This window comes from Ulvibacterium sp. (assembly GCF_028285715.1).
Classification (GTDB): domain Bacteria; phylum Bacteroidota; class Bacteroidia; order Flavobacteriales; family Flavobacteriaceae; genus Ulvibacterium.
Genome location: NZ_JANQOO010000017.1, coordinates 859023 through 885186, shown reverse-complemented (window position 1 = coordinate 885186; position 26164 = coordinate 859023). Strand labels below are relative to the sequence as shown.

The 26164-nt window shown below is 43.0% G+C and carries 22 protein-coding genes; 10 read left to right on the top strand and 12 right to left on the bottom strand.

The window, feature by feature from the left end; genetic code table 11:
- Nucleotides 1-304 precede the first annotated feature (304 nt).
- The 4 genes from Q0993_RS10920 to Q0993_RS10905 all read right to left on the bottom strand — a co-directional run bounded on the left by Q0993_RS10920 (nt 305) and on the right by Q0993_RS10905 (nt 2746).
- Nucleotides 305-565 carry a hypothetical protein gene (locus tag Q0993_RS10920; RefSeq protein ID WP_299532807.1) on the bottom strand — a complete coding sequence of 87 codons (261 nt, stop codon included), beginning with the start codon at nt 563-565 and terminating at the stop codon, nt 305-307.
- Between the two features lie 120 nt (nt 566-685).
- Nucleotides 686-1657: an NAD(P)-dependent alcohol dehydrogenase gene (locus Q0993_RS10915; RefSeq protein WP_299532804.1), complete on the bottom strand. Its 972-nt coding sequence runs from the start codon at nt 1655-1657 to the stop codon at nt 686-688.
- A gap of 8 nt (nt 1658-1665) precedes the next feature.
- Entirely contained in the window at nt 1666-2058 is a 393-nt protein-coding gene (locus Q0993_RS10910) for a DUF6326 family protein (protein ID WP_299532802.1), read from the bottom strand.
- Nucleotides 2059-2173: 115 nt separating this feature from the next.
- Nucleotides 2174-2746: a Crp/Fnr family transcriptional regulator gene (locus tag Q0993_RS10905; protein ID WP_299532800.1), complete on the bottom strand. Its 573-nt coding sequence runs from the start codon at nt 2744-2746 to the stop codon at nt 2174-2176.
- 350 nt (nt 2747-3096) lie between these two features.
- Between Q0993_RS10905 and Q0993_RS10900 the strand changes: the two genes are divergently transcribed.
- From Q0993_RS10900 to Q0993_RS10885, 4 genes are all read left to right on the top strand, one after another.
- Nucleotides 3097-4692, top strand: a complete 1596-nt coding sequence (locus tag Q0993_RS10900) for a carboxypeptidase-like regulatory domain-containing protein (RefSeq protein WP_299532798.1) — start codon at nt 3097-3099, stop codon at nt 4690-4692.
- A 1-nt stretch (nt 4693) separates the two neighbouring features.
- Complete coding sequence (locus Q0993_RS10895; protein ID WP_299532796.1) at nt 4694-6316, top strand: carboxypeptidase-like regulatory domain-containing protein; 1623 nt, start codon at nt 4694-4696, stop codon at nt 6314-6316.
- A gap of 340 nt (nt 6317-6656) precedes the next feature.
- The gene (locus tag Q0993_RS10890; RefSeq protein ID WP_299532794.1) at nt 6657-7754 is read left to right on the top strand and encodes an AraC family transcriptional regulator; all 1098 of its coding nucleotides are present in this window, start codon (nt 6657-6659) and stop codon (nt 7752-7754) included.
- 53 nt (nt 7755-7807) lie between these two features.
- On the top strand, nt 7808-9187 hold the full coding sequence (locus Q0993_RS10885) for a S41 family peptidase (RefSeq protein WP_299532792.1): 1380 nt from the start codon (nt 7808-7810) through the stop codon (nt 9185-9187).
- Nucleotides 9188-9235: 48 nt separating this feature from the next.
- Here Q0993_RS10885 and Q0993_RS10880 read toward each other — a convergent pair whose 3' ends face one another.
- Together Q0993_RS10880 and Q0993_RS10875 are read right to left on the bottom strand one after the other, a co-directional pair.
- A complete protein-coding gene (locus tag Q0993_RS10880) occupies nt 9236-10999 on the bottom strand; it encodes a hypothetical protein (RefSeq protein ID WP_299532790.1) in 1764 nt (587 codons plus the stop codon).
- A 517-nt stretch (nt 11000-11516) separates the two neighbouring features.
- Nucleotides 11517-13880, bottom strand: a complete 2364-nt coding sequence (locus Q0993_RS10875) for a TonB-dependent receptor (RefSeq protein WP_299532788.1) — start codon at nt 13878-13880, stop codon at nt 11517-11519.
- An 85-nt stretch (nt 13881-13965) separates the two neighbouring features.
- On the opposite strand from Q0993_RS10875, the gene Q0993_RS10870 reads away from it, so the two are divergent.
- Nucleotides 13966-14595, top strand: a complete 630-nt coding sequence (locus Q0993_RS10870; RefSeq protein WP_299532786.1) for a MarR family winged helix-turn-helix transcriptional regulator — start codon at nt 13966-13968, stop codon at nt 14593-14595.
- Between the two features lie 163 nt (nt 14596-14758).
- Here the strand turns inward: Q0993_RS10870 and Q0993_RS10865 are convergent, their stop codons facing one another.
- Both Q0993_RS10865 and Q0993_RS10860 read right to left on the bottom strand, forming a co-directional pair.
- A complete protein-coding gene (locus Q0993_RS10865; RefSeq protein ID WP_299532784.1) occupies nt 14759-16801 on the bottom strand; it encodes a bifunctional metallophosphatase/5'-nucleotidase in 2043 nt (680 codons plus the stop codon).
- Between the two features lie 504 nt (nt 16802-17305).
- Nucleotides 17306-17698: a DoxX family protein gene (locus Q0993_RS10860; RefSeq protein WP_299532782.1), complete on the bottom strand. Its 393-nt coding sequence runs from the start codon at nt 17696-17698 to the stop codon at nt 17306-17308.
- A gap of 401 nt (nt 17699-18099) precedes the next feature.
- Here Q0993_RS10860 and Q0993_RS10855 point away from each other — a divergent pair, with 401 nt between their 5' ends.
- Entirely contained in the window at nt 18100-18840 is a 741-nt protein-coding gene (locus Q0993_RS10855) for a glutamine amidotransferase (RefSeq protein ID WP_299532780.1), read from the top strand.
- Between the two features lie 57 nt (nt 18841-18897).
- On the top strand, nt 18898-19437 hold the full coding sequence (locus Q0993_RS10850) for a DinB family protein (RefSeq protein ID WP_299532778.1): 540 nt from the start codon (nt 18898-18900) through the stop codon (nt 19435-19437).
- A 55-nt stretch (nt 19438-19492) separates the two neighbouring features.
- On the opposite strand, the gene Q0993_RS10845 is transcribed toward Q0993_RS10850, so the two are convergent.
- Nucleotides 19493-20050, bottom strand: coding sequence for an ASCH domain-containing protein (locus Q0993_RS10845; RefSeq protein ID WP_299532776.1), 558 nt, complete (start codon nt 20048-20050; stop codon nt 19493-19495).
- Nucleotides 20051-20524: 474 nt separating this feature from the next.
- On the opposite strand from Q0993_RS10845, the gene Q0993_RS10840 reads away from it, so the two are divergent.
- Both Q0993_RS10840 and Q0993_RS21885 read left to right on the top strand, forming a co-directional pair.
- Nucleotides 20525-21583 (top strand): hypothetical protein, encoded by a 1059-nt coding sequence (locus Q0993_RS10840; protein WP_299532774.1) that lies wholly within the window; start codon nt 20525-20527, stop codon nt 21581-21583.
- 154 nt (nt 21584-21737) lie between these two features.
- Complete coding sequence (locus Q0993_RS21885) at nt 21738-21854, top strand: AraC family transcriptional regulator (protein WP_367279602.1); 117 nt, start codon at nt 21738-21740, stop codon at nt 21852-21854.
- A 22-nt stretch (nt 21855-21876) separates the two neighbouring features.
- On the opposite strand, the gene Q0993_RS10835 is transcribed toward Q0993_RS21885, so the two are convergent.
- Nucleotides 21877-22836, bottom strand: coding sequence for a nucleoside hydrolase (locus Q0993_RS10835; protein WP_299532771.1), 960 nt, complete (start codon nt 22834-22836; stop codon nt 21877-21879).
- Between the two features lie 76 nt (nt 22837-22912).
- Here Q0993_RS10835 and Q0993_RS10830 point away from each other — a divergent pair, with 76 nt between their 5' ends.
- The gene (locus tag Q0993_RS10830) at nt 22913-23500 is read left to right on the top strand and encodes a Crp/Fnr family transcriptional regulator (RefSeq protein WP_299532768.1); all 588 of its coding nucleotides are present in this window, start codon (nt 22913-22915) and stop codon (nt 23498-23500) included.
- Nucleotides 23501-23777: 277 nt separating this feature from the next.
- On the opposite strand, the gene Q0993_RS10825 is transcribed toward Q0993_RS10830, so the two are convergent.
- Together Q0993_RS10825 and Q0993_RS10820 are read right to left on the bottom strand one after the other, a co-directional pair.
- Nucleotides 23778-25142: a GH1 family beta-glucosidase gene (locus Q0993_RS10825; protein WP_299532765.1), complete on the bottom strand. Its 1365-nt coding sequence runs from the start codon at nt 25140-25142 to the stop codon at nt 23778-23780.
- Between the two features lie 8 nt (nt 25143-25150).
- Nucleotides 25151-26155 (bottom strand): glycosyltransferase family protein, encoded by a 1005-nt coding sequence (locus Q0993_RS10820; protein ID WP_299532763.1) that lies wholly within the window; start codon nt 26153-26155, stop codon nt 25151-25153.
- Nucleotides 26156-26164 lie beyond the last annotated feature (9 nt).

Below are 26164 nucleotides of genomic sequence, written 5' to 3'. Positions count from 1 at the left end.
TACCATCGATGAGTTTACGGCCATCACTTAGTTCTATAGTACATTTTTTGGCCTTCTTTACGGGATAAACGGGCAAAGGTTCGATCATGGAGGTATAGGGGTGCCAAATATGATCTTTGTCGTATTCCAATAACTTTTGCATAGATTTCTCGATTAATTCCCGGGTTCAAATATCATACTTTTTAAGGGTATTTCGTTTTTACAAACGATTATAATGCTTCGTTATATACACTTTTTCTGGAAATCCAAGGTTTGGGAGGTGATCCTGCTCACCGGTATCTTGGGTACCCGAAAGCTTGTAAAATCATTGATCGTAGAGCGCCGATAGATTGAAAGGCGCAACTCCAGCATCGGAATCCGATGGTTTCTTGTCCTTGTCCCCTTGTTTGGATTCCCATTCCTTGATGCTTTTATCCCTTAAGCGAATGGCCCTTTGGGTGGAGCAGCCCATAAAAAGAATGCACGAGAAAGTTAAAGAGCCTACTATAATGGAATAGCGAAGCCGCCTTGATATTGGTTTGGACGCGATACCTGCAAAAGCTTTACTATCTGTATTTAATCTCATTGGAATGAAGCATTAAGGATGGGGCAAAAGTAGATTGCCACCTTCTTCTATCTATTGACCTGGGTCAAGAAATCGCTATAACAAAAAAAATACGAGCCCGGATGTGGACGGGATTTGCCATTAGCATATGGAGATTACAACATTTCCCTTTTTCCGTCCGGTCTCCACATAGCTATGGGCCTGGGCAGTCTGTTCCAAAGGGTAGTATCTGTCTATTACCGGTTTTATTTCCCCTGCCTCTACCAATTCCCTTAAGGCCATGAGGTCCTTTTTAATGATCTTGGCCGATCGGATATACGTGGCTGTGAGGATGGCTTTTTTATGGGGGAACAGGGACGTCCAAAACATATAAAAAAGAGTGGACAGTCCGGCGGCATCAAGATAGATTCCTTTTGGTTTTAAGGTGTTCTTGCAGATAGGAAAAGAATGTTTACCCAAAGTGTCAAAAATAATGTCATAGGTTTTGTCCGTTTGCGTAAAATCCTCTTGGGTGTAATCTATGACGGTATCCGCCCCAAGAGATTTGACCAGTTCCATATTTTTGGTACTGCAAACCCCGGTGACCTCCGCACCAAAATGTTTCGCAATCTGTATGGAAGCCGTACCAACAGATCCTGAGGCACCGTAGACCAGAATCTTCTGCCTTGGACTTATTTTTCCTTTGTTTTTAAGAAAGTTCAAAGCCGTTAAGCCGCCCTCAACGATGGCTACGGACTCTTCGTAGGTCGTATTGTACGGCTTTTTGATTATTGGGGCATCCTGGGGCAGACATATGTATTCGGCATGTGCGCCTAATGAGGGCCCAGTGATTCCAAAAACTTGTTCCCCAATTGTAAACGATCGTACATTCTTTCCAATGGCTTCAATCTCCCCGGCCAGCTCCATTCCCAAGATGCTTTTTTTTGGCCGGGTAAGGCCACTGAACAATCGGGTAAATATCGGTTTCCCTTTTCTACCAATAAGACCGGCCGTGGTTACCGCCGCGGCATGGATCTTTAGTAGCACCTCATCATCCTTTGGAATGGGTTTTTTGACCTCTTGGAGCCGCAGCACATCGGGTGTTCCATATGTGGTACAAATAACTGCCTTCATTTTCATCATTAAATGTGAATCTCATTTTGAGTCGGTAACTTCCAGGCAATTCGGATTATGGCCATGAATGCCGCGAACTCCATGATCATAAAAAATATATCGTCCAGATCTGCGGAGGGGACAAAACTCAATGCACCCAGAGCGGTAAAGGAAACGGCGATGATGTTTGTCCATTTGTTGGCTTTGTCCTTTAATATACGGGATAGGAGTACCATGAGAATCGGAACTTCGATTACAAATCCAAAGACAAGAACAAGTTCCTCGCTTACATCCAAAGACATTATTTCTTTAAGAAACCCCTTGTTTGCGAATTGGTGCAGATCTCTAAAAATCATATTGAACAGCACAAAGATCCACAACGTAGACAGAAGGGATTGGGCTTCAATTTTGTTACTTTTCATAGGTGTTACATTTTAAAGAGCAAAATTGAGGCACTAAAAGCGCTTTTTTATTGACTTGGGTTAAGAAATAACGAGGCTTTGAAATTGTGGATCTGTACTGGGCCAAGGAAGTATCCTAACTGCTTAGGATGCGCTTGCGAATTCTGCTGAGGGATTCCGGTTGAATCCCCAAGTAACTCGCTATTAAATATTGCGGGATTCTATTCAATAAATCCGGAGATTGATCTTGAAGATGTTGATATCGCTTTTCCGGGGTCAATTTTATGAAATTATCATATTTCATTCTTTGGGATGCCAATTCATCCTCCAGCAGGGTTGGACCAAGAGCGGCAAGTCTTGGTAATCTTTTCAGTAGTTCGGCACTTCTTTCTTGGGATCCAATGGATAGGATACAATCTTCCAAACATTCCAAATAATACTCGGAGGGCTTTTTTGTAGTGTAAGCAATTGGGGTAATCGGTTGTTTTTCTACGAAAAACTCGGTTACCTTAATATCGCCTTCCACCAAATAATAACTATAGATACAACCTTTAAGGATAAAAAAACATTCATGGGACATTTCTCCTTCCTGCAATAAGAGGGTGCCTTTTTTGAAGGATTTTATGAATTTTTGCCCGGATAGGATATCCTTCTCTTCCTGGGTGAGATCAATATATTTGGATAAAAAATCAAATATTACGTCGTCCATTGTTAGTAGCTATTGAATCATCCGGTGTTTTAGGGTTTAGCCAAAAATTCGTCGGGTCCGGAACCTTAAAAATAAGGAATTTATTCCTTTGATTTTAGGTGATGCCTTAGGCTTGGGGCAGCGCTTTTTAAGATGGACCAATGCCCAAGGCTTTGGCCGTGATACGCTAGTAATGCCAAAATGATGCAATTTAAAGGCAAATGAACTGTTTTTTTGGGGTAGCCTAAGGAAATGGGTAGGAAAAGCCAACAAAAAACCTTACTTTAAAATCGGTATCCCAAAGAGGGTCGCCCTTCATTGATTTTTTGTAATCCTTTTAAAAAGTGTAGAAAGCAAAACGTGTTCCTCCCATGCCGAAAGACTTATCCATTTATATCGTTTATGGCGTATTCCTATTACTTTCGCTGTCCTTGCCGGCCCAAGAATCAGGCTATATTGTCGGAAAACTTGTGGACGCCACAACCAACGATCCGGTTGTATTTGCCAATATCAGGATCAAGGATAGGGCCTTGGGCGTAATTACCAACGAGGACGGTAGTTTTAGAATTCCCTTACGGTATAAGGAATATGGTGACATTCTTGAGATATCCTCCATGGGATACAGAACCCGGGATATTTCCATTGCGAATTTGGAAGCGGAGAAACTGAACTTGATACGGTTAAATCCCGATGCCATAGTGCTGGACGAGGCCATAGTTAAGGCTAAGGGAAAGCGAAGAAATTATTCCGCGTATTCCATCGTAAAAATGGCCATTGAGGCCATACCCGAAAACTACCCATCAAACTCATTTTCTACAGTGGGCTACTATCGCGATTATCAATGGAAAAATGGGAATTACCTTAATTTAAACGAAGCCATCCTAGAGGTTTTCGACCAGGGTTTTGATCGAGAGGATTTTAGGACTTCCGAAGTACGATTGTTCGATGCGAAAATGAACAAGGATTTTGAGCGGGATACGCTCGCTTCCCAGAAATATGATTATAGTACCGGAAAGAAAATAATAGACAAGGCCTATTTGGAGAATTACGAAGGAAACGAGTTTACGAACTTAAGGATTCATGACGCCTTACGGAACTTTGATATCTATTCCTATGATTATGTGGGCAAGTTGGAAGAAGATTTTTTGGCGAACCACAAATTTTCGAAGAACAAGGAGACCTATTTGGGTAACGAGATATTACACGTAATCGATGGTAATGGGCAGAAACCGGGCTATAGGGCCCATGTAAGACTATATATATCCAAAGCCGATTATGCCATCCATAAAATGGCCTATACCCTATATGATACTACGGAAAAGAATACCTCCGGGATTAAAAATAAGCACGGTCACAAACGTAAAGTGATTTTTGATGTGCTGGTGGAATACAGTAGGTTCAATGAAAAGATGTACTTGAACTACATCTCCTTTCATAATAGTTTTCGGCTTAATCTTCCACCCCTATTTGAAATGACAACGGTAGACCTTTCCCTCTCAGAAGGTCATTTTGGATTAAAATTCAACAGGCCCGTTGATCCGCTTTACGCCAAAATCAAAAACAATTACACCATTACGTTTAAAGGGGTCCAATGGGAAGTCGGTAAAGTGGAGGTGTTCAAGGACTCGGTAAAGGTCTATCCTGATTTAAAAGAAGGAATTTTGTCCAAGACAATGCGGGAAATCGATGTTGCCGTAAAAAAGCGAACCTTTAACAGCGAACTGTTGGACATAAAGGTTAAGGATGTAAAGGATTTTGAGGGGAATCTTGTTAATACCCCAAGAGTTGAGAACTATATGCAATTCCGGGAATTTTTTGTGCAAAGGGTAAAATTGAAGGCTCACGCCCCATTTGATATTGAATACATGGACAAGAGAAAGCCCCTATTCGAAAACCAGCCCATTGAAAGACCAAAGGATTATAAGGAATATTGGATGAATACGCCTTTATTGGAGAAAATCAATTAGTATGGAAAGAAACATTTTTAGGAATTCCTTTTTTCTGCTATTCGTGTTGTTGTCGACTTCGGGCTTTTCGCAGAAGGAAGGTTTCATTTTTGGACAATTGGTAGACGCCACACAAAACGAAACGATCCCATTTGCCAGTATCCGGGTAAAGGATAAGGCTTTGGGTGTTATTACCAATATCGATGGTACCTTCAAGATTCCTATGCGATTCAAGGATTTGGGAGATATCATTGAAATTTCCAGTATGGGCTTTGAAACCAAGGAAGTGTTGATGGAAGACTTAATAGAAGGGGAAAGCAATATAATAACGCTCCGGCCTGGGTTATTTCAACTGAGTGAAGCGGTGGTCACGGCCAAGATTAAAGGGCTAACAGCTAAGGAAATTGTACGTATCGCCGTAAAGAATATTCCCCAAAATTATCCCGAGAGGCGTTTTGAAATCGTAGGGTACTATCGTGATTACCAGGTGAAAAATGGAAATTATATCAACTTAAATGAAGCCATCATTAACGTTCTGGACCCTGGTTTTGGGACCTGGGATATCCTGGAAAGTGAATACCAACTCTATTCGTATACCAAGAATCTTGATTTTGAAGTCGATAGGTTTGCCGGACAACCCTATGATTACAGGGAACAGGAGAAGGTGATTCCCGGCGCCGTAATGAGGAATGATGGTGGGAACGAATTCATAACCCTACGATTGCATGACGTTATTCGGAACTATGGATTAAAGTCATTTTCGTTCATAGATTCCCTCTCCACGGATTTCATAGAGAATCATCAGTTTAACATCCTGCGGAAAACCAACTACAACAAAGAAAGGGTTTACGAAATCGATTTGAAATATGAAAATTACGGCTATCGCGCCGAAGGCAAAATCTTTATCAATATGAATGGTTTTGCCATCCATAAACTGGACTATGCGGTATTCAAGAGAAGGCAACCGCTGTTTACCCGTGTCGCAGAAAATCACAGGGAAAGATTTTCCGATGGCTTTACCAAAATGAACAAGGAAATGCTGTACCATATTCAAATAGAATATGCAAAAGGTGCAGGAGACCAAATGTTCCTGAACTATATTTCCTTTTACAACAAGATTCTCCTTAAAAGACCTGCGATATTCAAGTCCAAACCCCTTATCGATTTGGAGGACAATACCTTCAAAATTCGGTTAAATAAATTTCCAGCCAAACCTCATAGAATAAAGCTAAGGGATTTTAAGGTACTTTATGGAAATGAGTCCCTACCACTAAGGAAATTTACCTTCCTGGAAGATGAAAGAACAATCATATTATATCCTCACTTAAAATATAAAAAAACGGAAGACCAATACAAATACCTATTTATGCCGAAAAAAGGCCTTCAAATTCCTAACTTAAAATTTACTTACCGGAATATCAAGGACAGTCTTGGAAACAAGTTGGATGAAAGAAAAGGGGAATATATCCATCAATATCGTGAGTTTTTTGCACAGGAAGCAAAACTCAGGCCCAAACAAGAATTGGATACACTGAGTCTTATGCAAAAGGTGCTGCCCTTGGATAATGTATTGCAACCCATAAACAAGGAAGGCCTTAAAAAGGAGTATTGGAAAAATACGCCGCTGCCAAACCTAAAAAAGTAGAAAGCCTTTTGGTTTAAAGTTTCGATCAAGTTTTCCCTATGGGGGGATATTTTTCACTTGGAGCCAAATGACTTTTTTTAAGTCCTGTAAACAAGTCAAGCCATAAGGTGCCTATGTTGATGGGGTATACTAAGTAATGCACTTTGGCACTACTGTATTTTGGACGGGCGGACCTAAGTAGTGCTGCCGTCCAAGACCCTATTGGTAATTCTCCTTTATATATGTGAATTTTTGGTTTAAGAGTAGTATATTTTCTTTTGCAAATGCTTTCAAGATAGATTGTTCAACAATCCGGGTATTCTTCCTTTGCCCTTTTTTGATAGCTGTAAGCGATAGTTTTATGGATGTATTGGTTATTCTTGCATATATTGGAATAGGTCAGGGTTTGTATTTGATACTTATCTGTTGGAAACTGACCTTTACCTTCAACACAAAACTTTCACTTTCCATAGTGATGGGGAGCCATATTTTCCTGCTACTTAATGTGATTTTTTATGAAATGGATTGGTTTGCCCTATTTCCTCACTTTATGTTTGTAAGAGTGCCCATACCTCTGTTAATCGGTCCTTCTTTCTATATACTTTATAAGAGCATTTTTTTTAAGGATGAAGGGTTTCGTCCCAAATTGTTGTTCCACTTTGTTCCATTTCTTTTATGCATTGCAGTCTTGGTTCCCTACTACATGCAACCGGCATCCGAAAAACTGGGCGGTCTGGGTCCGGAACATGTAATTGGGGTCAATTATTGGGTAGTGGAGCACTTAAGGATGTTACATTTGGTTGCATATCTCATCTGGATTTTTTACATCAATCGAACCCAGGTGCATGCATTGGATTATCTCAGTTTTCCGTTGCCCTACAAAAGAATGTTTTTGTGGGCATTGGGCTTCTATGCAACCATTGTATGCTTGGGCGTAGCCAATGCTATTATGTTTACTGAGGGGTTCGATTTTCTATATCTTACTGAATTAAGTATTGCAATTATCACCACTTTGTTGGTCTATTGGATAAGTTATGTATTCGTGAGATATGATAAGGAGTGGAGGAAGGTCTTTAAAAGGATAAGCGGTACAAAATCGAAAATTGGTAAGCAAATAATAGAAAAGTTAAAGGGGTTGATGGAAGAACAGAAAATGTATAGGGACTGTGAGCTTAAAATCGGGGATATTGCCGCCCAACTTGGAGTACCAAGACAATTTCTTTCCAAGATCATTAATCAAGAGTTGGGCGTAAACTTCCCGGAATTTGTTAACGGGTACCGGATTAACGAATTCAAATCCAAGGTTCTTGATCCCAAGGAGAGGAATAAAACGATACTAGGAATTGCCTATGAGTCAGGATTTAATAGCAAAACCTCTTTCCAACGTGTCTTTAAGGCAACCACGGGGATGACACCAAGCGCATACAAAAAATCTCAAATTAAAAAGGGCCCAGAATAGATTTTGGACCTTTTGGGGCATAGTATCGTCCTATTTTTGACAAAAATCAAAAAATGTTCAGGAGAGATAAATGCCCTAAGGAAGACCTAAAGAATCTTACTTCCCGTCTTCCATTCAGAAAAAACAGTGTGAAAGCGACTACAATTATACGTACCATGGTATTGGTACTATTGGTTCTATGCACATTAGGTTGCCGGGCCCAGGACAAGGAGTGGCGAGGGGACCTTGAGAAGTTTTATACGTTGGTCTTGAATGAATCGGGCCACATTTTCCAAAACTATGATTTCCGGCAATGGCGTAATGATTACGACCTGCTTTTAAGGCAGTCGGACACAATGTCCAAAAATGAAGTCAGGGTAGCTTTAATGGCCTTGGTCGCCAAATTAAAGGATGGCCATTCCGGTATCTGGATAAGGGATATGGTGTTCCCGGGAAATGGTACAAAATGGTTTCCTATCCGGATGTATTATTTTGAAGAAGGTCTGTATATAATCGCCTCGGACAAAAAGTATGCTGACTATGTAGGGGGCAAAGTAGAACAAATAGGGGCACTTTCGGTATCCGAGGTATCCCGAAAGCTCTTTGAAATATCCAATGGTGAAAATGAATATGGGGATATGTTCAAAGTACCTTTTTTTATGATTTATCCACCCATACTTGCAGGGCTGGGCATATTGGAAGATGAAACTGCGCCACTTACCCTAAAGGTTAGGCTATCCAATGGTTCCTTAGAAAAAGTTCAGGTTAATGCCGAGTCCTATGAAGGAGGTCTGGAGGATTTTTTTGATGAATTTCAGGCTCCTTCTTCCAATTCCGTCCGGTTGGATGAAAAGCTCGGAATTCAGTGGCCCTCTTCCAAATGGGATGTAAATCCTCCCTATCATTTGGAATATCTGGAAGACAAGGCCACCTTATACATGAAGCTTAATGTACTTAAAGATCCACCGAATCATTCAATAACGGATACATATACCGAGTTATGGGAGGTAGTGGAAAAAAAGGAAGTAGACAAGCTAATTGTGGATTTAAGAAATAACGGAGGTGGTAATTTATTCAACGCCTGGCCCTTTGTATTCAAGTTGCGGCAATTTCCAAGATTAAATAAGGAGAATAAACTGATCGTCCTGGTGGGTCGCAAAACGTTTAGTGCGGCTACGGCCTTTCTGAGCATGTTGGAAACACATACCAACGCCATTTTTATTGGTGAACCATCTGGCGGGAGACCCAATCAAACAGAGGGAACACCGGAATTTCCGCCTCCAAGCTTGGAACATATCGGAGTTGATGTACTACTGTCCAGGGGCAGGTGGTCCCACACAAATCCACGTGATGACCGCGAGTATATGGCGCCGGATATTCTGGTGGTTGAATCAATTTCCGATTGGATGAAGGGTGTGGATCGCGCATTTGATGAGGCCATCGGATTGAAGTAGTCGTACGGGCCACAAGATTATTTAGGGACTACTATATGACCGTTGGAGCTAATCTCTCTTTACCCTATAGGTTACCCGCCTATTGGTAATGATGCGTGTGGGGCAGCCTAAGCGCAGGGTATTGTCCTGTGCGGATCCCACAGTTTGCCCGGAACCGGCCGCCAAGGGAATACCATTATTTGGACTCGAAGGGTCGGTATCCACAGCTCCGGCCAATCGGTTGTTGGCATCCAGGTCGTTTTTGGTAAATACGGCACCGCCTTCCACGGCATCCGGGCAGGTATCGGCATCGCTATCCGTGTCCAAATGATCGGCGATACCATCATTATCGGTATCGATTTCCGTACAGGCGTTATTGCAACCATCTGCTTCATATATACTGGCCAATCCAAAGATGGGGCCTATTTCAGGGATTGAGGTGGTAATGGTCCTTCCCGAACTCCCCGTGGTAATATCGTCCAATAGGATGATAGTGTCTAATCCGCCATAAACCACTTGACAGGTCCCGGAAACGGAGGCTCCATACCCCCCTCCTGAAATAAGGGTCGGTGTAGAATGGCTTACGTAGTCATAGGTAACGGGATCTATGTCTATTTCAATCGAATAATTTATTGCGGGATTTCCGGGATGGGCCAGATAGTATAATTGCCCATTGACCAGGGAGAAATCCCCTAACGGAATGAAGCCGGGTACGGAAGCCCATGGCGTAACGGTAAAAGGGGATAGGGTAACCCTGTAAATCATAGGCGTGGTATAAAAACCGACCAGGGCCGACCCATCGGGAAGGAAGGACATGGCAACGGCCCCACCAACGGGGACCGTTCCTATAACGGTCTCCGAACAGCTACTTGTACCCACTCTTCTAATCTCTGAATCCGTGGGGGAAGCACCCCCAAGTTCAATGGTGTATATTTGGCCGTCCGGGGCTATCCCGATATCCCCGGAGATCTGCAGCCCGGAACACAAGACATTCACTGCGTTGGTCTCAAGATCATAGGTGGCAATTTCACCTAAGGCGGTGTTTACATAAACTTCCCCAAGTGTAATACCTGGGCATGTATGCCCCTCGTTTAAGTCTGTTATCCCGTCATTATCATCATCCAGGTCATTACAATCACGTATCCCGTCCCCATCGGTATCATTATCGATGAATAATCTGACCCCATCCAAGGCCATATACTCGTAGTTAAACCCGGTAGCATCGTTATCTACCGTAAAGGTCAGGTTCTGGGAAGTGGCCGTGGCGATAAAGGTCATTTCCTCCTCCATCCATATTTGGTTACCTTCCCCGAGATAGCCCATAGCCGTACTGGTAAAGGTCTGTGTTCCGAAGGTTACGCTCCAGCGTGCCCTTTGGGCAGGGTCTATTGGTGTGTTCCCGTCAATGCCCGCATTGGCCTGGTAAAACTTCAACACATAAATTTGGCCGATGTCCAATCCGGTTATGGTGGTTCTAAAAGATACGCCCAAATTCGAGGTAGTTACGTACCCCCCCACGAAAACGCCTCCATCCGGGGAAGAAGGCATTCCATCCGCGATTCCGGTAAAGAAATTCGACCCGGTAAGGGGCATCGGGGAAACCCATGTACCGCTAAAACCAATAACGGGAGACCATCCTGCTCCAGTAATTACGTTACTTAAGCTAAATGCATCGTTGCTGGCTACCCCGGACAAGGATTCAAAGGAGCCGTCAGCATCCGAACTAAAATTGAAAGGTGACAAGCACTGTCCCAACACGATGGAACAATTGGAAAGAAAAAAAAGAAGGGGAACTACCCAAATATTTTTTGAAAATAGATCTTTTGAGGTCATGGGTCGGTTATGGGGTTATGCCATATGCTTTTCCAGACCCATTAGTATTTGCTGTTTTATGGATTGTGGGACGGGAAAAACATTTTCATGGTCGTTACAAATCTAGCTGGGGAAGCCCGTAGATTTTGGTGCAATCCCCTAATCGGTAGGTTTCTTTAGGTAAACGGTAGCACGCAAAAAACAACGGTAAACCCCTATTTGCAGGGTTTTTTCGGGGTGTTTTCTTTTGTTTTATGAACAAAAATGTCGGTTTATCGGTTTCTTTTATTCTAAGGCTTTTGCAGCTATTTAGTGTTGTAACCCTGGTTGGCAAAATCCATTAGAAATTCCAGATTGCCTTTCCATTGAAGTATTTTTCCCTTATCCGATTCTCTTTCGGTTTCGGAGTTCGTAAAGGTAGACGGATTTTCAAAAGTGATTTGATCCGCTAAAGGAGCCGGGTTCGCTGTAATTTATCTTTACATACATGTTTTTGGTCCGGCCTGTTTCACGTTGGCGATTTGGGAACGGTTTGAAATTAAAAATCTACCACAATACCAATACTGGGAATGATCTGTCCTGTATCACTTTCGATTTCTATCAAACTCCGTGGTTGAATAATTGTGCCATTTGAATCCCTATTCAAACCATATTCCGCGGGTTGGGGAATATCTTGTCCAAGAATATTCTGTGCTTCGGCAAATACATTCAGCGAAAGTTTTGTGAAGTTCCATTTTTTGTCGATTCGTACATCCAACTGGCTAAAGACATTCAAGTTTTCCTCTCCCAATCGGTTATAATCCAGTACCACTTCAGGATAGTTTTCCAAGGTTTCTTCCAGATTTGTGGGCACAAAAGGTGTTTCACCCGCAAAACGGTATCTAGCGCTTATCTCCCAATTTCGTTTTAGCTTATAACCGCCGGTAAACGATATTAAATGTCTGCTGTCCCAGACCGAAGGGAGGAAAACGTTGCGGTCAAAACCTGTAAATTCGCTGTAGAACCAAGTATAGGCAAAAATACCATAGAAATTGTTGGACAGTTTTTGTTGAAACTGAAGTTCGGCTCCATAACTTCTGCCCCTACCTACCGTTTCGACGTCCTCGCTACCCAAAATCTCAAAATCAGCTCCTTTGTTCGCCAAGGAAACACCATCCAAAACGGATACGGGATAATCATCATAGCGTTTATAAAAACCTTCTAGGGAAATACTTGAAGAGGGGCCAAAATAATGTTGCAATCCAATTACAACATGGTCGCTCAAGGTATACTCCGAATCTTGATTGATCAAGATTCCATTGTTGTCCCTAAACCCGAGAATCGTATAGGGCGGTAATTTATAATAGCGACCCAGGGAGCCATTCAGCCTCCAATTTTCTGAAAATTCGTAGGAAAGCGATAACCTTGGGGAAAATGTGGAAAATAGATTGTCTTCTTCCGTAAAAGAGTCGTTATCCATTCTAAAGCCAAAAGAGACATCCAGTTTATCATCAAAAAAAGATTTTGTAAGATTTGAAAAGAAACCATATTTGAAAAAATCGATTTGTGTAGTAAAGGCTAGGCCATCCGTAATGTTCAGGGTCTCATTTTCATAGTCCGAATGTTGCAGATTAAATCCGGAAGTAAGCTTCCAGTCCCCGATAAACTTGGTCAGCGCATATCTAAGCTTTGTTTCCGATTCCCTGGCGTCATTACTGAAGATGACCCCGGTTTCATTTTCCGCGTCTTCGAATCTGGTAAAATCGTTCACCAGCGTATTGTTACTTAGTGTAGTTTCCATAAAACCACTACCATCCTTGAATCTATTTTTCCATGTGACCCCAATGGCATTGGTCCGCTGGTTAATAAAAGGGGCCTGTTCCAGTTGTGCTTGTTGTTCGGCGTCAAAATCATCGGGTGACTCTACCGAAAAGTCATCGATGGATCCAATTCCTATCAGACTGATGTCGTTATAGGTATTGATCTTATGGTTTATTTTATATTGATAATCCCAGTAATTGGGTCTAAAGGGCAATCCTATTGCTTCAAAAAGGAATTGCAGATAACTGCGCCTAACGGACGCCAAGAATGTGGTCTTTCCTTTTTCGCCACTTTTTTTAAATAACGGCCCTTCCAATGTTAGGGCCGCCTCACTTGCGCTAACACGAAAGTTGCCAGTGAAATTTCTACTATTACCATTACGTTGGCTAAACTGCAATACCCCGGAAAGGGGATTATCGTATTGAGCACCAAAGGCCGAAGTGGATAGGGTTACGTTGTCTATGAAGGATACATTGATTAGCCCAACCGGCCCGCCAGCACTACCCTGGGTGCTAAAATGGTTGATGTTGGGTATCTCCATACCATCCAAATAGTATACGGTTTCGTTTGGTGCCCCGCCCCGTATGATCAAGTCGTTACGGAACCCCCCAATAGATGGGGAAACGCCGGGTAAGGTCTGAGCCACCTGCACCACATCATTGTTACTGCCCGGATAGGTGGCAATCTCCACTGCCGATAAGGATTGCGTGGATAGCGGTGTTTCGCGAGGCCTACTGATTTTGTTGGCATTGGACACAACGACCTCTCCCAACTGTTGCACCGATTCCTTGAGAACAAAGTTATAATTGGGCGTTCCCTTGGAACGTACGATTATGTTATATTCGGTTTGGGTTTTGTAGCCTATGTAGCTAACGACCAGGTTGTATGAACCTGGAGTAATATTTTTTATGGTATAATTCCCGTCAAAATCTGTTTGTGCACCTTGTCCGGTGCCTTCAAGAAAAACCGATGCCCCAAAAATGGGCTGCCCAACTTCGTCCACCACAGTGCCGAATAAATTTGACGTAACCTGTGAAGATATTTTGGGGATGTTGCCAAAAAAAAGCGCAGATACGAAGATGGAGAGGGTAATTTTATACATATTGTTTAGTTTATATTTGCAAATATTAAACAAAAAACTATTAAAAAATAGTATATTTAATTAATTTAGTGTTAAATAGTTGTTTATGGAGGCATTTAATTTGGTTAAGGAGTTAGTCCTTTTGGTGGATGATTTTAAAAAAGAGAGTCTTGGTACCGCAACGGATATCGACACTTTTTTGGAATGGCTTGGCTCAAAAAGAGACTTTCCTTCCCAGCAGGAAAACTACAATATAACCGGCCATAGTCTTGAAGTGGAAATTGCCGCTTATATCGGAAGGATGGGTAGATATGGTAACACCTACATAAAAAAGACCCTTGAGGGATTGCCATTTTCGACCGATATGGAATTCACCTTTACGGCCATTCTAGATCGTGCCGGGGAGGTAGGTAAAACTGATTTGATCAGAATGATGGCTTATGATAAATCTTCGGGCATGGGGGTAATCAAACGCCTTTTGAAAAATGGGATTATTGAGGAATTCCCTAATCCGCAGGATAAAAGAGGTAAGCTTTTACGGTTGACAAAGAAAGGTAGGGAAAATGTACGAATCGCCTATCGGAAGGTCCCCAAGGCCGCTCATTTAGTCACTAAGGAACTTCATGTAGGAGAAAAACGGAGGCTACTTCGTTTGTTAAAAAAAATGGATGATTTCCATTACCCTATCTATCTCAATGAAATACTGCCCGCTGACTTACGACAGGACGACTTTTAAGAACTCGGGTAATATATTGATTCGGGTAGGACCCTAAGGAAGATTCTTTTCTGATTCTAGTTTTGATTAAAATACGTTAAAATTCAAACAAGAAACGTCCCCAAAAATTTCAGGGACGTTTCCTTTAGCTAATGGTCAGTTATAAACGGCTCTTAGCTTAGCGTTAATTTATGGGATTCACTTGTACGATTCGTGTATCGGCACTTGCCGGAGTTTCAGCTTCCATATAGGGGCTGGATTGCGGGAACTGGGATATCAGGTATTCCGCTAAGGCCTCTTGCTCGCCACCAGTATAACTAAATGAACTATTGGCTCCGGGATCATTGCCCAAATTGGCATCCGGATAATCAATTTCCTCACCGAAGCCCGTGCCTTCATAGAAATTAACCCGGTTGGGAGCACTCAAATCGGCATCCGTAAACGGATAGGAATCACCGCCATTGGCCAAGAAGTTTAGGGTAACCAGATTAAAGGTACGGGAAGCATCGCCTTGGATTGTACCTCCGGACACTACAACATCGGTACCTACAGTAAGTTCTGAAACCCGGGTGCCGTTACCTGCAGCGGTTCTTGGCATACCAGCGGTATCAAAGGTAAAGGAAAGTCCGGCCACTTGTGGGAACTGTCCTGGGGTAGCCCCGGATTCCGAGCCTGCAACGGCATGCTCCAAGATATCCTTGAGCTCTGCCGCCGTTACCGTTAATCGGACCAATCCATTGTCAAAACGTAATACGGCCCTAAGATTACCTTCGGAAATGTTTTCAGGTGCAGTGAATTCCACATCATTGGGATCCGTAGATCCCGGAGGTAATACGGCCGTGCCGATTTCGGTTCGAATTCCACCCCCATTCTTCAATGAAATCTGTACGGGCTCATCGGAAAGTAGATTGGCATACCACAAATTGGCGTCAGCGGTAAGGTTACCCAAATTGGTCTCCTGGGTCCTTACCTGACTTCTTCTACCATCCAGATACACGTCCGAAAAACCGAGGACATTGCTAAATTGTTCATCAATAACTGAATTCAAGGCATTTTGTAGGGTGGTAACCGTTGAAATCGGTGTCCCGTTCACTTGCGACACCACGGAGGCTATGGATGCGTAGGCACCATTGAGGTATTCGTCCAAGGTATTGGTATCCAAAACGCCATGGGCATCGAATCCGACGACCAATCGTCCCAGATATTTGTAATCTCCGTCTACATTCACCACAAGGGTGGGATTATCGCTGGCATCCTTGGTGATAAAGGGATAGGTTTCCTGAAAACCCCCATCTCCGGAGAATAAGCTGTCATCGTTATCGCCCATGCGGGTATTGGACCCCCCCGCAACGATAATATCCACACCGTCCAAAAGAGTGGCCAGTTCTTTTTCAATGGCAATTTGTTGCATATGGGCCAGAAGGACAATTTTGTTGACTCCCGCCCCCTTGAGGGCATCGACGGCGGGTTGGATCTCTGCGGCAAGGGCCATATTCCCACCTTCTCCGCTGACAATTAATGAACCGGTACTGGTAATGCTCGGTAGAGTGGGCGTGGAGGCCCCGACCAAACCAATTTGCTGTCCATTTACGGTGGCTATGGCATATTTGGCCACTTGGGTGCCCATGGTATTTGCTTCGGAGCCATCGGTGCCTATGGAAAAATCATCATCGGGGGTAAAATCTACATTGGCCGAAAGGAAAGGGAAGGCCGATCCAATAAATTCCGCTCCACCTCCGGCCTCGGCCTGGATGGCATCCGAAAATTCACCGGGACCTGCATCCAATTCATGATTGCCCAAGGCTGAGGCAACCACACCAACGGCATTGGCAAATGCAATATCGGCATGTCCGGGTTCGTTACTCCCCGTAACTGCACGGACGGCGGATTGTTCCGCTGCAAAAAATCGGGAACCTGGAATGATGATATCACCGGAACTGACCATCAAGGTTTGTGACCCGTAATCCGAATCATTGGTGAGGCCATTGACCAATGCAGAGAATTCATCGACGGCATCAAGAGCGGTTTCTTCGTTACCATCCACATCCGCGTAATGTAATAATTGAAGTACAAAATCCGCTTCGTCCAATGCCTTTTGGGCGTCGGGATCTACACCTGTGGGGTCTCCATCATCATCTTTGCCGCCTCCACCGACATAATCATCGGGGTAACAACCGTAAAAGAATGTTAGGACAACGGCGATCAATAGCAATTTATTTTTTCTCATTTTATTAAGGTTTTAGTTATCTAATAAAACTACCGCCTTAAAGACAGGATAATATTTTTGAATGGTTAAATAATCTTTATCAAAAAATGTATTTGGGCCCTAAAAATGATAATGATCGGAAGGTCGTGTCAATTTGGTCTTGATACACTGATTTTAAAGAGGAATTGAACAGATCGGGGCATGCATTGGAATACTATCAAAGGGCCCCCAGAACGTTGAATCTTAGTTTTAAGGAGGTTACGGAATGATACTGAAGGTAGGCTTGGCCAATTTGTATTCCGCTTGCGGTAAGGGATACTGGGAAGTAGAGGAATTTGGGGAGTTCGAGTTTTTAAATATGGTCAGAAATTTTGCTCATGGACCCCTTCCGCACCCCTTTTCATTGTTTAAAGAAGTCGGATAGTGTTAAAATTCATACCCTCGGCAATAGCGGATCTGCCTTTTCCCAATATCCATCATCTTAAAATGGAGTATGGCACAAGGCCTTTGTATGATGGGAGACCATTATTTAAACGAAAACAAACTTTGAACCTTTTCCTGTCTCAACCATAGGGCCAACCATAGGACGATGCCAAAAATTATGGGGAAAACCGTATTGAAAAGTGGATCTCCATTGATGGTATGCGTGGCTACGGCACCACCCAACCATCCCGTAAGTAATACGGCACCCAAACCCGAGGTTTTGGGATATGCATATAAAAGGGTACCTAAGAGCAAGACCAGTCCCATATAGCGCACCGAGGACTCAGGATAGCCCATGGCAACGGCGCCATCTACGGCCTGCTCCGTACCAAGAATATTCATTACCGCTCCCATTAGGAACATGAGCACTATAATGCCCTGAAGGATATAGGGCACCCATAAACGGCCTTTTGATAGTTGTTTTTTTGATTCCATTGGTCAGAAGTTTAAGATTATCAGTGACTTAAAGGTACGCATTATTTTTGCGGTGATCTTGATTATGCCATGCAGACGTTGAACTTCCCCTCCAGGTATTTGCAATAGGGTATCCCTTTAAGCCTTTTATCAATCGGCCCTTTAAATCGTATTGGAAAAATGAAATCACTGGATTTATACCACTAGTGGCCGAGTGCTAGGAAAACATAGATTGTTGCCATTTTTTTGGAGATTCCGGGCAAAAGGCAAATGGCTTTTGAAAACGTTATACCAGGTTTTTATATATTGTAGGGATGCAGGGAATGGATGGCACCTTACCTTTGAAGCTATACATGGGAGAAAAGGTTTTCCAATCCTCTTCTTTTTTTATAGCTTTTATGGCTGGAAATAAATAAGGCTTAATGCGGAAAATGCTCATTTTACAGATGCGGCCCGAAGATGAAGCGGCCGATAGTGAGTTCCAGGCCATTTTACGTGTGGGTGGATTGGGTCTGGATGAGGTGCGGCGTGTCCGATTGGAACAGGGCATTCCTGAGATTGCCATTGACGACTATTCCGCGGTTATTGCCGGGGGAAGCCCTTTTGATGTGAGTATGGACCCAAAAAAAAAGGGTAGAATTCAAAAGAATATTGAGGTCTTTTACGATACCTTGTTCGATCAGGTTGTTCCGGCGGATGTCCCATTTTTTGGGGCTTGTTCGGGCAATGGGCTTTTGGGGCAATATTGTGGGGCCCGGATATCCGGAAAATATTCCGAACCTGTTGGGAGCGTCAAAATAACAGTAACCGAGGAAGGTGCAAACGATCCTCTTCTAAAGGGCTTGGCAAGAACATTTTCTGCGTTGGTGGGTCATAAGGAAGCTTGCGATACGATTCCTCCGGGTGCCGTTCTTTTGGCTTCGTCCCAGACTTGCCCCGTTCAAATGTTCAGGGTCAAAAAGAACATTTACGCCACGCAATTCCATCCCGAGGCCGATGCGAATGAATTCATTTTGCGGATTAAGACCTACAAGGACAATGGTTATTTTACCCCGGAAGAAGCAAATGGACTGATTAAGACTATTCGCCCCACCAAAACCCCAATGGCAAAGGAAATACTCACGCGCTTTGTAAAACGTTACAGGTCACGGAGCCGGGAATAGGCATGTGCAATAGTTAGGGTATGCACCAACAAAGAATCTACAACCACAAATAGAGTAATGATGAAATTTGAACTAGACGAGGCCATTCCGATTTTAGAGAGAACCCCCACCGTTTTAAGGACCCTTTTACAGGGGTTGCCCAAGGAATGGGTTCAGGGAAATGAAGGTGAAGGCACTTGGAGCCCTTTTGATGTCATTGGACATTTGATCCATGGGGAAAAGACCGACTGGATGATACGAACGGCCCTTATTTTGGAAAAAGGCCCAAACCCTACCTTTGAACCTTTCGATAGATTTGCACAATTTGAAAATTCCAAGCACAAAACCCTCAAAAATCTGCTCGATGAGTTTGAAGAACTGCGAAAAGACAATCTTACGGAATTAAGCTCAAGAAACCTTGTTTCAAACGATTACGAACGTACGGGAATCCACCCGGAATTGGGTGAGGTTACGTTGGCCCAGCTTTTATCCGCATGGGTAGTACATGACCTTGGGCATATTGCCCAAATCTCAAGGACCATGGCCAAGCAATATAAGAACGAGGTAGGTCCCTGGCCCAAGTATCTTACGATTCTAAACTATACCCCAAAAGAATGATCAATATGCTCACCTAAGGAATGGAATGAATTACTATACCTTTGGTAAGTTGCAGCTATTGGTGGTTTTCCGTCCAGATTGTTTCAAATCTTTCACAAACGATAAGCATTTCTTCAGTGGGTTTCTTCCCACTCTCTTCCATGGCGTTTGCAAAAAATTCCCAATGTGCTTTTTTCCACTTTTTAAGAGGTTCGTTTTTTGTTCCCATATCCATTTCGGCATAAGCTTTGGAAATTTTATTGAATGGAACCGTATCAACCTTTTTGATCTCGATTATGGCTCGGGCTTTCCCATTGAAATCAGTTATAATATGTTTTGTTCCGACTTTTGGTAAATCTGCTTTAGCTTCCTCGTACCAAAAATATAAGCCGGAAGAAGCTTTCTTCTTTCCATTCAAAGTTAATTCTGCCAGTCGATTGGCATCTTCCTCATTATTATGGAAATACCAAGACTCCGGTAGTTCGTCATTTTTGAATTCGGGATTTGATTTTGTATAGCCGTTCCACATTTCATGAACGGTTCTGTCAATTCCGTCTTCGGCTTCCATTTCATTTTTTGAATCACTTTTACATCCGATTAAAGTCAAAAACAAAATGATGGTTATATATTTCATAGTTTATTTACTTGTACCGGCTACGGTTTTATTAAAGATGAAAATACATGTTTACTCCCCAATATCGATATAAATGTGATTCGTTTCATACTAACATACATAAACTTTCAACTGCGAGATTCGATATCATATCACTTTTCTTTTCTTGGGATATAACTAAATACCCAGCTTTTAGCTTGGGCGTTTGGCAAATATTTAATACGACCCCTATGCATTCGATATAATGGAATTTCGATATTCAGGAGGCAGAGGCAACATATTTAGATATATACTAATTCCAGAAAGTCCAGAAGCCGGAAAATTGAATTATTCAAACTATGAAGCGGTCAAGGCATTTTATAATATGTCTGAATGGCCAAAGAAATCAAACAAAAATCGCTACCTTGAAACGGATGTGCTTTTGAAGTAAATGTTTTGAGAGGCATTCAAGATCCAAGCACTATCCTTTTTCATTGGATTAAATTAGCTACTCAAATGAATATTGATGTTATGTTTAAGGAGCTTAGAAAATCCCTTGTACTCTTATTATTTTCCTTATTTCTTGCTGGATGCGGAAGTGATGATGGTGATAGCAGCGGACCGCCACCGCTTTCTGCATGCGAAACCGGTTCCAATCCCAACCTAAGTTTTACAACCCCTTTTACGGATCTTAACGGTATTGATCATATAGAGCCGCTTGGCGAAATACAAGCCTTTCATAACTTTTCGGCACATTCATACGTGTTCATTAAACCTGATGTAGCTGAGGTGCCCGTATATGCGCCTGTGGATATGGATTTGGTGAACGTTACGGATGACGGGGCGGACTTTGGATTGATGTTCCGCGCTAGCTGTGAGGTGGTACTCCGTTTTGGACATATAACGAATCCCATTACCGCAATCCGAAATCTGGCCACAAATCAAGGAATAAGTATGTTCGAAGGACAACCTCCCATACTGCTGCAAGTTTCGGCCGGAGACTTACTAGGAACCACTTCGGGCACGGTACAAGCCAAAAGCTTTGACTTTGGCGTATATCATAGTGAACGTCCGCTCAGCTTTTTGAACGATGACCGTTTTCATTCTGTAGAGACATTTAAATTCGCTTCTTGCCCCTATGATTACTACACTGGAGACTTGCGAAATCAGATGTACGACCTTTTCGGTCCTAGACCGTTGGTCCAATCCTTAAGTTGTAGGGGGCCAAGAGGGAAGGAAGGCACTATTGCCGGGACTTGGTTTGACACCGTGGAGGTATTTTCGACTCCCTATTTTGGCCAGACCGAATTTTCACCCGTGCATGTAGCAACGGCATTGAACGGGACGGTAAAGATTGTCCGAGGCACGGAATCCACGGTCCATCGGGTACCCTTTGGCGAGGCGACCCATGTAGATCCGGAAGAGGTGACCACGGAGCATTGCTACGAACTGGATTCCGGCGGCTACTTTTATTTCCAGCTACAACCGGATGGTACCTTATACTTGGCAAGGGAAACCACGGGAACTTGCCCTTCTGAATTTCCGGCTTCCGGATTTACGGTATACTATCGTTAGATAATTAATCGAATTGTAAAACCAAAATTTAGGAGTCTTGATTTGCCTGGTTTCCGTACCCTTTGAATGTCAGGGAATGAGCTGGATAAATCTTTGGTGGGGTCATATGCCAATGCTGGCACAATCCCTATCAAATTCAAAAACACTGAAGTAGTTGGTTATATTGAGAAGAATAAGGTATGCTGTAGGATTCAATCGGCCATCCTATTTTTCCAAGGCATTTAAGCAGTATTTCGGTTGTTCACCTTTCGAGTATGTTGAAAACGGATAGGTTATCTAGGGCTGTTATACCATTACTGCATAAGCCGTTGTTCCAAAAGTTGAATTACCTTCTTGTCCTCAACATCAAGACAAATTTTAATTTTAGGTCTGTTGCGCCAGGGCTCCAGGGCCTTGGCACCTTCGTGATCTGTTTCGCCTAAGGAGGGCCATGTCTTGCCTCGGCTGATACTGTGTTGTGTTTCTACGCGAATGGGGTACTCCACAGTTTTGTACAGGCTTCGGTCTATGAGATAGGCAAAAACGGAAGAGTCATGTACAAAGGTCCCATCGATTTTATTGGCTTTCATGAAAAAGTCCTGGTAAAACTGGTAGGCTTCCATTACAAAGTCGTTCAATGGTGAACGAAACAAGGAAATTTTGTTCAGGGTATCCCGGGAAAGTAAGGTTTTATGGGTAACATCCAACCCTACCATAGTCATGGGCCAATTCGCGCCCAGTACCCTATCGGCCGCTTCCGGATCTGAGAGCATGTTCGCTTCGGCGGCAGGCGTTGCATTTCCAGGGCAGAATGCATTTCCACCCATAAATACTACTTCCTTTACCTTATCCTGGATTTCAGGTTTCTTTTCCAAGGCCCGGGCAAGATTGGTCAATGGGCCTAAGGCAGCAAGCCGAACTTGGTTGGGATAGCGTAGTACTTGCTCAATAATAAATTCTTCCGCTCCGATGTCTATCGGTTTTAACGGACCGGCCGGTCTCCAGGTATTCCCCTGCCCATCATCACCATGAACAAAGGGTACCCCGCCAAGGAATTCTCCATAAACTGGTTTGGAAGCACCTTTTGCAACGGGAATATCCGCCCTTTGGGCCAAATGAAGTATACGTAAGGCATTTTTGGTGGTTTGTTCAATATCGACATTTCCGAACACCGTGGTAATTCCTAGAATATGAAACTCTTTTGAGGCCAAGGCAAACTGCAGGGCCATGCTGTCATCCACCCCGGGGTCGGTATCAATAATTAATTTGTCCATAAACGGCGGTTTTGCTAATTTCAAATCACGTACTTTTTTCGTTACCATAAAAGGACAATTGTCCTAAAAACTTACTATGATACGGACGAATAATGAACTACTTGATTTCTTCTCCCAATGGGATGACCGGAAGGAATATGAAACCTTTCGGGAAAGGCAATTTGTTCCCGGACAAAAGTTGATCGTGCAGGGAAAGAAGGGGAGATTGGTCCATATTATAAAAGAAGGGATTGCCAAATGCTATGTCAGCGAGGAAAACGGTAAGGAATTTGTACAGGAATTTTTTGGTGCAGGCGAACTGTTGGGCGAAATAGAGGTTCTAAACAACACTAGGACCTTTGGCAGTGTTATGGCACTTACCGATGTTACTACCTACTGCATAGGGAAGGATAATTTTTGTGCTATGATGAATAATATTCCAGGATTCAATTTGATGGTATCCCGGGCCCTTGCCACAAAATTAAGGGATACCGCAATTCGTACTTCCCGTCAGCAAACCTACTCCACGGCTCATAATTTGAATAAATTATCCCCACTTTTTTCCGAGGAGACCGGGATGTTTTCCAAAAAGGATATTGCGGACTATCTAGGGATAACTTTGCGAAGCCTTAACAGGGCCTTAAAGGAAATGGAACAAATGGACTTCCAAAAGGAATACAAATGAAAATTTTCCGTTCAATGGACCGATTCCCTTTCTAAAATGGGCCCGTTCATCGAAAAGTACCCTATAAAAGTCTCGCGAATAGGGATTTTGGCTATTTTCAACGAAAATTCCTACTTATGAACAACTATATCGCCCTCATCAGCTTTTTTGCCATCTGTTTCGTAGTCTCTTGTTTGGTCATCGCATTTACTTCATCCGATCCCGATTAACAAGCATAGCTTTTGGACATATTTTCAAGAATGAAGACTGCGCAAGGTCGACCTTAAAATGGAAAGGCTTAAGGTCTTAAAAATGCCCTAAACCATTTTCCGGATTTTTTGATAATCCTTTCTTGGGTGGTGAAGTCTACATATACCAGTCCAAATCGGGAGTGGTAGCCTTCGGCCCATTCAAAATTGTCCATAAAGGTCCAGGTAAAATATCCCGAGACCTCTAGCCCCTCTTTCTTCGCCCTCAGCACTTGTTTCAAGTAATCCTGTATGTAGTTTACCCTTTTTGGGTCGTCTACGGATCCGCTTTTTGGCTTATCCTCAAATGCTGCCCCGTTTTCAGTAATGATGATTTTTTTAATACCAGGATATGTGTTGAATTTAGCGATCATTTCATAAATACTGGGAGGATATACTTCCCAATCCATAACCGTAATAGGAACATCCCGTTCGCTGGCCTTTACGATTTTGGCCCGTAAATAAGGAACGCGATAACTGTGTTTTACGACCTCCCTCGTGTAATTCTGAATGCCGATAAAGTCAAACGAAAAAGCCATGTCCTTTTGGTCATTGGGCCCATGGTATCGTTCAAGACGTTTTAAGACGTTTAGATTTTCCATAGGATATCCCAGGCCTAGGGTAGGTTCTATAAATAGACGGTTTAATAGGGTATCCGCTTTTTTTGCCGCCCTCAAGTCCTTCTCATTTTTTGAATACGGGGAAATTTGCGAACATGAAAACGTAGTGCCGATACAGGATTGCTCAATATCTTCCTTTAATATTCTACCTCCAAGAGCCTGGCACAAGGTAGCGTGATGTACTGCCGGCAAAAAGCTTTTTAGCCCCTTACGACCCGGGGCATGGACTCCGAGAAAATATCCGGCGCCCGTAAAAACCATAGGTTCATTTAAAACCATCCAGTGTTTTACCCGATCACCAAAATACTTTGCACAAAGACGTGTATATTCACCAAACCAGCCTAAAATATCTCGGTTTGCCCAGCCTCCTTTGGCTTCCAGTGCTAAAGGTAGGTCCCAATGGTATAGGGTTACCCAAGGAGTGATGCCGCATTCCAGGCAAAAATCGATGACACGATTGTAGAAATCGACCCCGTCCTTATTTACTTCGCCATATCCCTTGGGAATTAATCTGGGCCATGAAATCGAAAATCGGAAGTTTTTGATATGCATGGACTTCATCAAAAGGATATCCTCCCTATAGCGATGGTAAAAGTCACAGGCGATCTGCCCGTGATGTCCTTCGAAAATTGTTTTTGGCTTTGCCGTGAAATCATCCCAGATGGACATTCCCTTGTGGTCTTTCAAATAAGCACCCTCGGTTTGATATGCTGCCGTGGATACGCCCCAAACAAAATCATCACCAAAATCGTTTTTCTTCAAATTGATAGGTTCGTTCTTTGGAATATTGCGCATTCGTGTTTTTAGTGCAGGACACCGGCGGTAGCCTCTTCAAGAATTCGGTCGATAATGGGTTCTGTAATATCGGGATAGTAAACCTCCACTTTTCGATTGCTCTCCACCCAATCCTGAAGCTTGCCAAGGTGTTTCATTTTTAACGATTTTAGTATCGGAACCCCCATTTCTTTCAATGCGGCTGCATTACACTGCTGCTCATACTGGCCTTTCATAGGTATGGCCATAAGCTTTTTGCCCAAATGCAATACTTCCGCAGGGGTTTCAAATCCTGCTCCACAGAGCATGCCTTGGCATGATGCCATACTTTGGATAAAGGCATTATTATTGATTTTACGAACGGAAATGTTGTTTTGAAAAAAATTGGTTCGGGTATGTTTGGAGAAAACTTCCCATTGTATTCCCTTCACTTTGGAGAGCATATTCAGAATCTTTTTATCGCTATAGGAGGGTAAATACACCGTGTAATGACTTTTTAAGCTTCGCGTAGTCTTCCGAATTTCTTGCCGTACAATCGGTGTATATATGTTTTTGTTGTATTCTTTAAAATGTAACCCGTATGATTTTGTTGTCGGGGCATATTTTCGAAGAATAAGCTTTCCCAAAGGGTCACTTTTCTTTGGTCTGGGTACTCCCGGTGCCAAAACGGCAGCTTGGTGGCTAAAACCGATGCATGCCTTGTTTTGCAATTTGCAAGCCCAAGCCGTGACAGGTTCAAAATCATTGATGATAAGGTCGTATTGGGTCACGGGAATGCTTTTTATTTCCTTTTGCAACCGTGCTGTATTGGTTCTTAAATATGTACGCCACATATCCACTCCTCCCTTTTTTCCAAAAATGAAACTCCATCCATTTAACTGATATTTAATGGGATAAGGAATAGGGATATCCGCTTGGGTACCGCTGACAAGGATATCAAGTTCTATTTTTTTTCGTCCAAGGATGGGAATGATATCCCTTGCCCGACTCAAGTGTCCGTTCCCCGTTCCCTGAATAGCATAAAGCACTTTCATTTGGAGTGA

Coding starts and splice junctions, on each gene's coding strand:
- Q0993_RS10920 (WP_299532807.1), bottom strand. CDS start 565: ATGAGATTAAATACAGATAGTAAAGCTTTTGCAGGTATCGCGTCCAAA.
- Q0993_RS10915 (WP_299532804.1), bottom strand. CDS start 1,657: ATGAAGGCAGTTATTTGTACCACATATGGAACACCCGATGTGCTGCGG.
- Q0993_RS10910 (WP_299532802.1), bottom strand. CDS start 2,058: ATGAAAAGTAACAAAATTGAAGCCCAATCCCTTCTGTCTACGTTGTGG.
- Q0993_RS10905 (WP_299532800.1), bottom strand. CDS start 2,746: ATGGACGACGTAATATTTGATTTTTTATCCAAATATATTGATCTCACC.
- Q0993_RS10900 (WP_299532798.1), top strand. CDS start 3,097: ATGCCGAAAGACTTATCCATTTATATCGTTTATGGCGTATTCCTATTA.
- Q0993_RS10895 (WP_299532796.1), top strand. CDS start 4,694: ATGGAAAGAAACATTTTTAGGAATTCCTTTTTTCTGCTATTCGTGTTG.
- Q0993_RS10890 (WP_299532794.1), top strand. CDS start 6,657: ATGGATGTATTGGTTATTCTTGCATATATTGGAATAGGTCAGGGTTTG.
- Q0993_RS10885 (WP_299532792.1), top strand. CDS start 7,808: ATGTTCAGGAGAGATAAATGCCCTAAGGAAGACCTAAAGAATCTTACT.
- Q0993_RS10880 (WP_299532790.1), bottom strand. CDS start 10,999: ATGACCTCAAAAGATCTATTTTCAAAAAATATTTGGGTAGTTCCCCTT.
- Q0993_RS10875 (WP_299532788.1), bottom strand. CDS start 13,880: ATGTATAAAATTACCCTCTCCATCTTCGTATCTGCGCTTTTTTTTGGC.
- Q0993_RS10870 (WP_299532786.1), top strand. CDS start 13,966: ATGGAGGCATTTAATTTGGTTAAGGAGTTAGTCCTTTTGGTGGATGAT.
- Q0993_RS10865 (WP_299532784.1), bottom strand. CDS start 16,801: ATGAGAAAAAATAAATTGCTATTGATCGCCGTTGTCCTAACATTCTTT.
- Q0993_RS10860 (WP_299532782.1), bottom strand. CDS start 17,698: ATGGAATCAAAAAAACAACTATCAAAAGGCCGTTTATGGGTGCCCTAT.
- Q0993_RS10855 (WP_299532780.1), top strand. CDS start 18,100: ATGCGGAAAATGCTCATTTTACAGATGCGGCCCGAAGATGAAGCGGCC.
- Q0993_RS10850 (WP_299532778.1), top strand. CDS start 18,898: ATGATGAAATTTGAACTAGACGAGGCCATTCCGATTTTAGAGAGAACC.
- Q0993_RS10845 (WP_299532776.1), bottom strand. CDS start 20,050: ATGAAATATATAACCATCATTTTGTTTTTGACTTTAATCGGATGTAAA.
- Q0993_RS10840 (WP_299532774.1), top strand. CDS start 20,525: ATGAATATTGATGTTATGTTTAAGGAGCTTAGAAAATCCCTTGTACTC.
- Q0993_RS10835 (WP_299532771.1), bottom strand. CDS start 22,836: ATGGACAAATTAATTATTGATACCGACCCCGGGGTGGATGACAGCATG.
- Q0993_RS10830 (WP_299532768.1), top strand. CDS start 22,913: ATGATACGGACGAATAATGAACTACTTGATTTCTTCTCCCAATGGGAT.
- Q0993_RS10825 (WP_299532765.1), bottom strand. CDS start 25,142: ATGCGCAATATTCCAAAGAACGAACCTATCAATTTGAAGAAAAACGAT.
- Q0993_RS10820 (WP_299532763.1), bottom strand. CDS start 26,155: ATGAAAGTGCTTTATGCTATTCAGGGAACGGGGAACGGACACTTGAGT.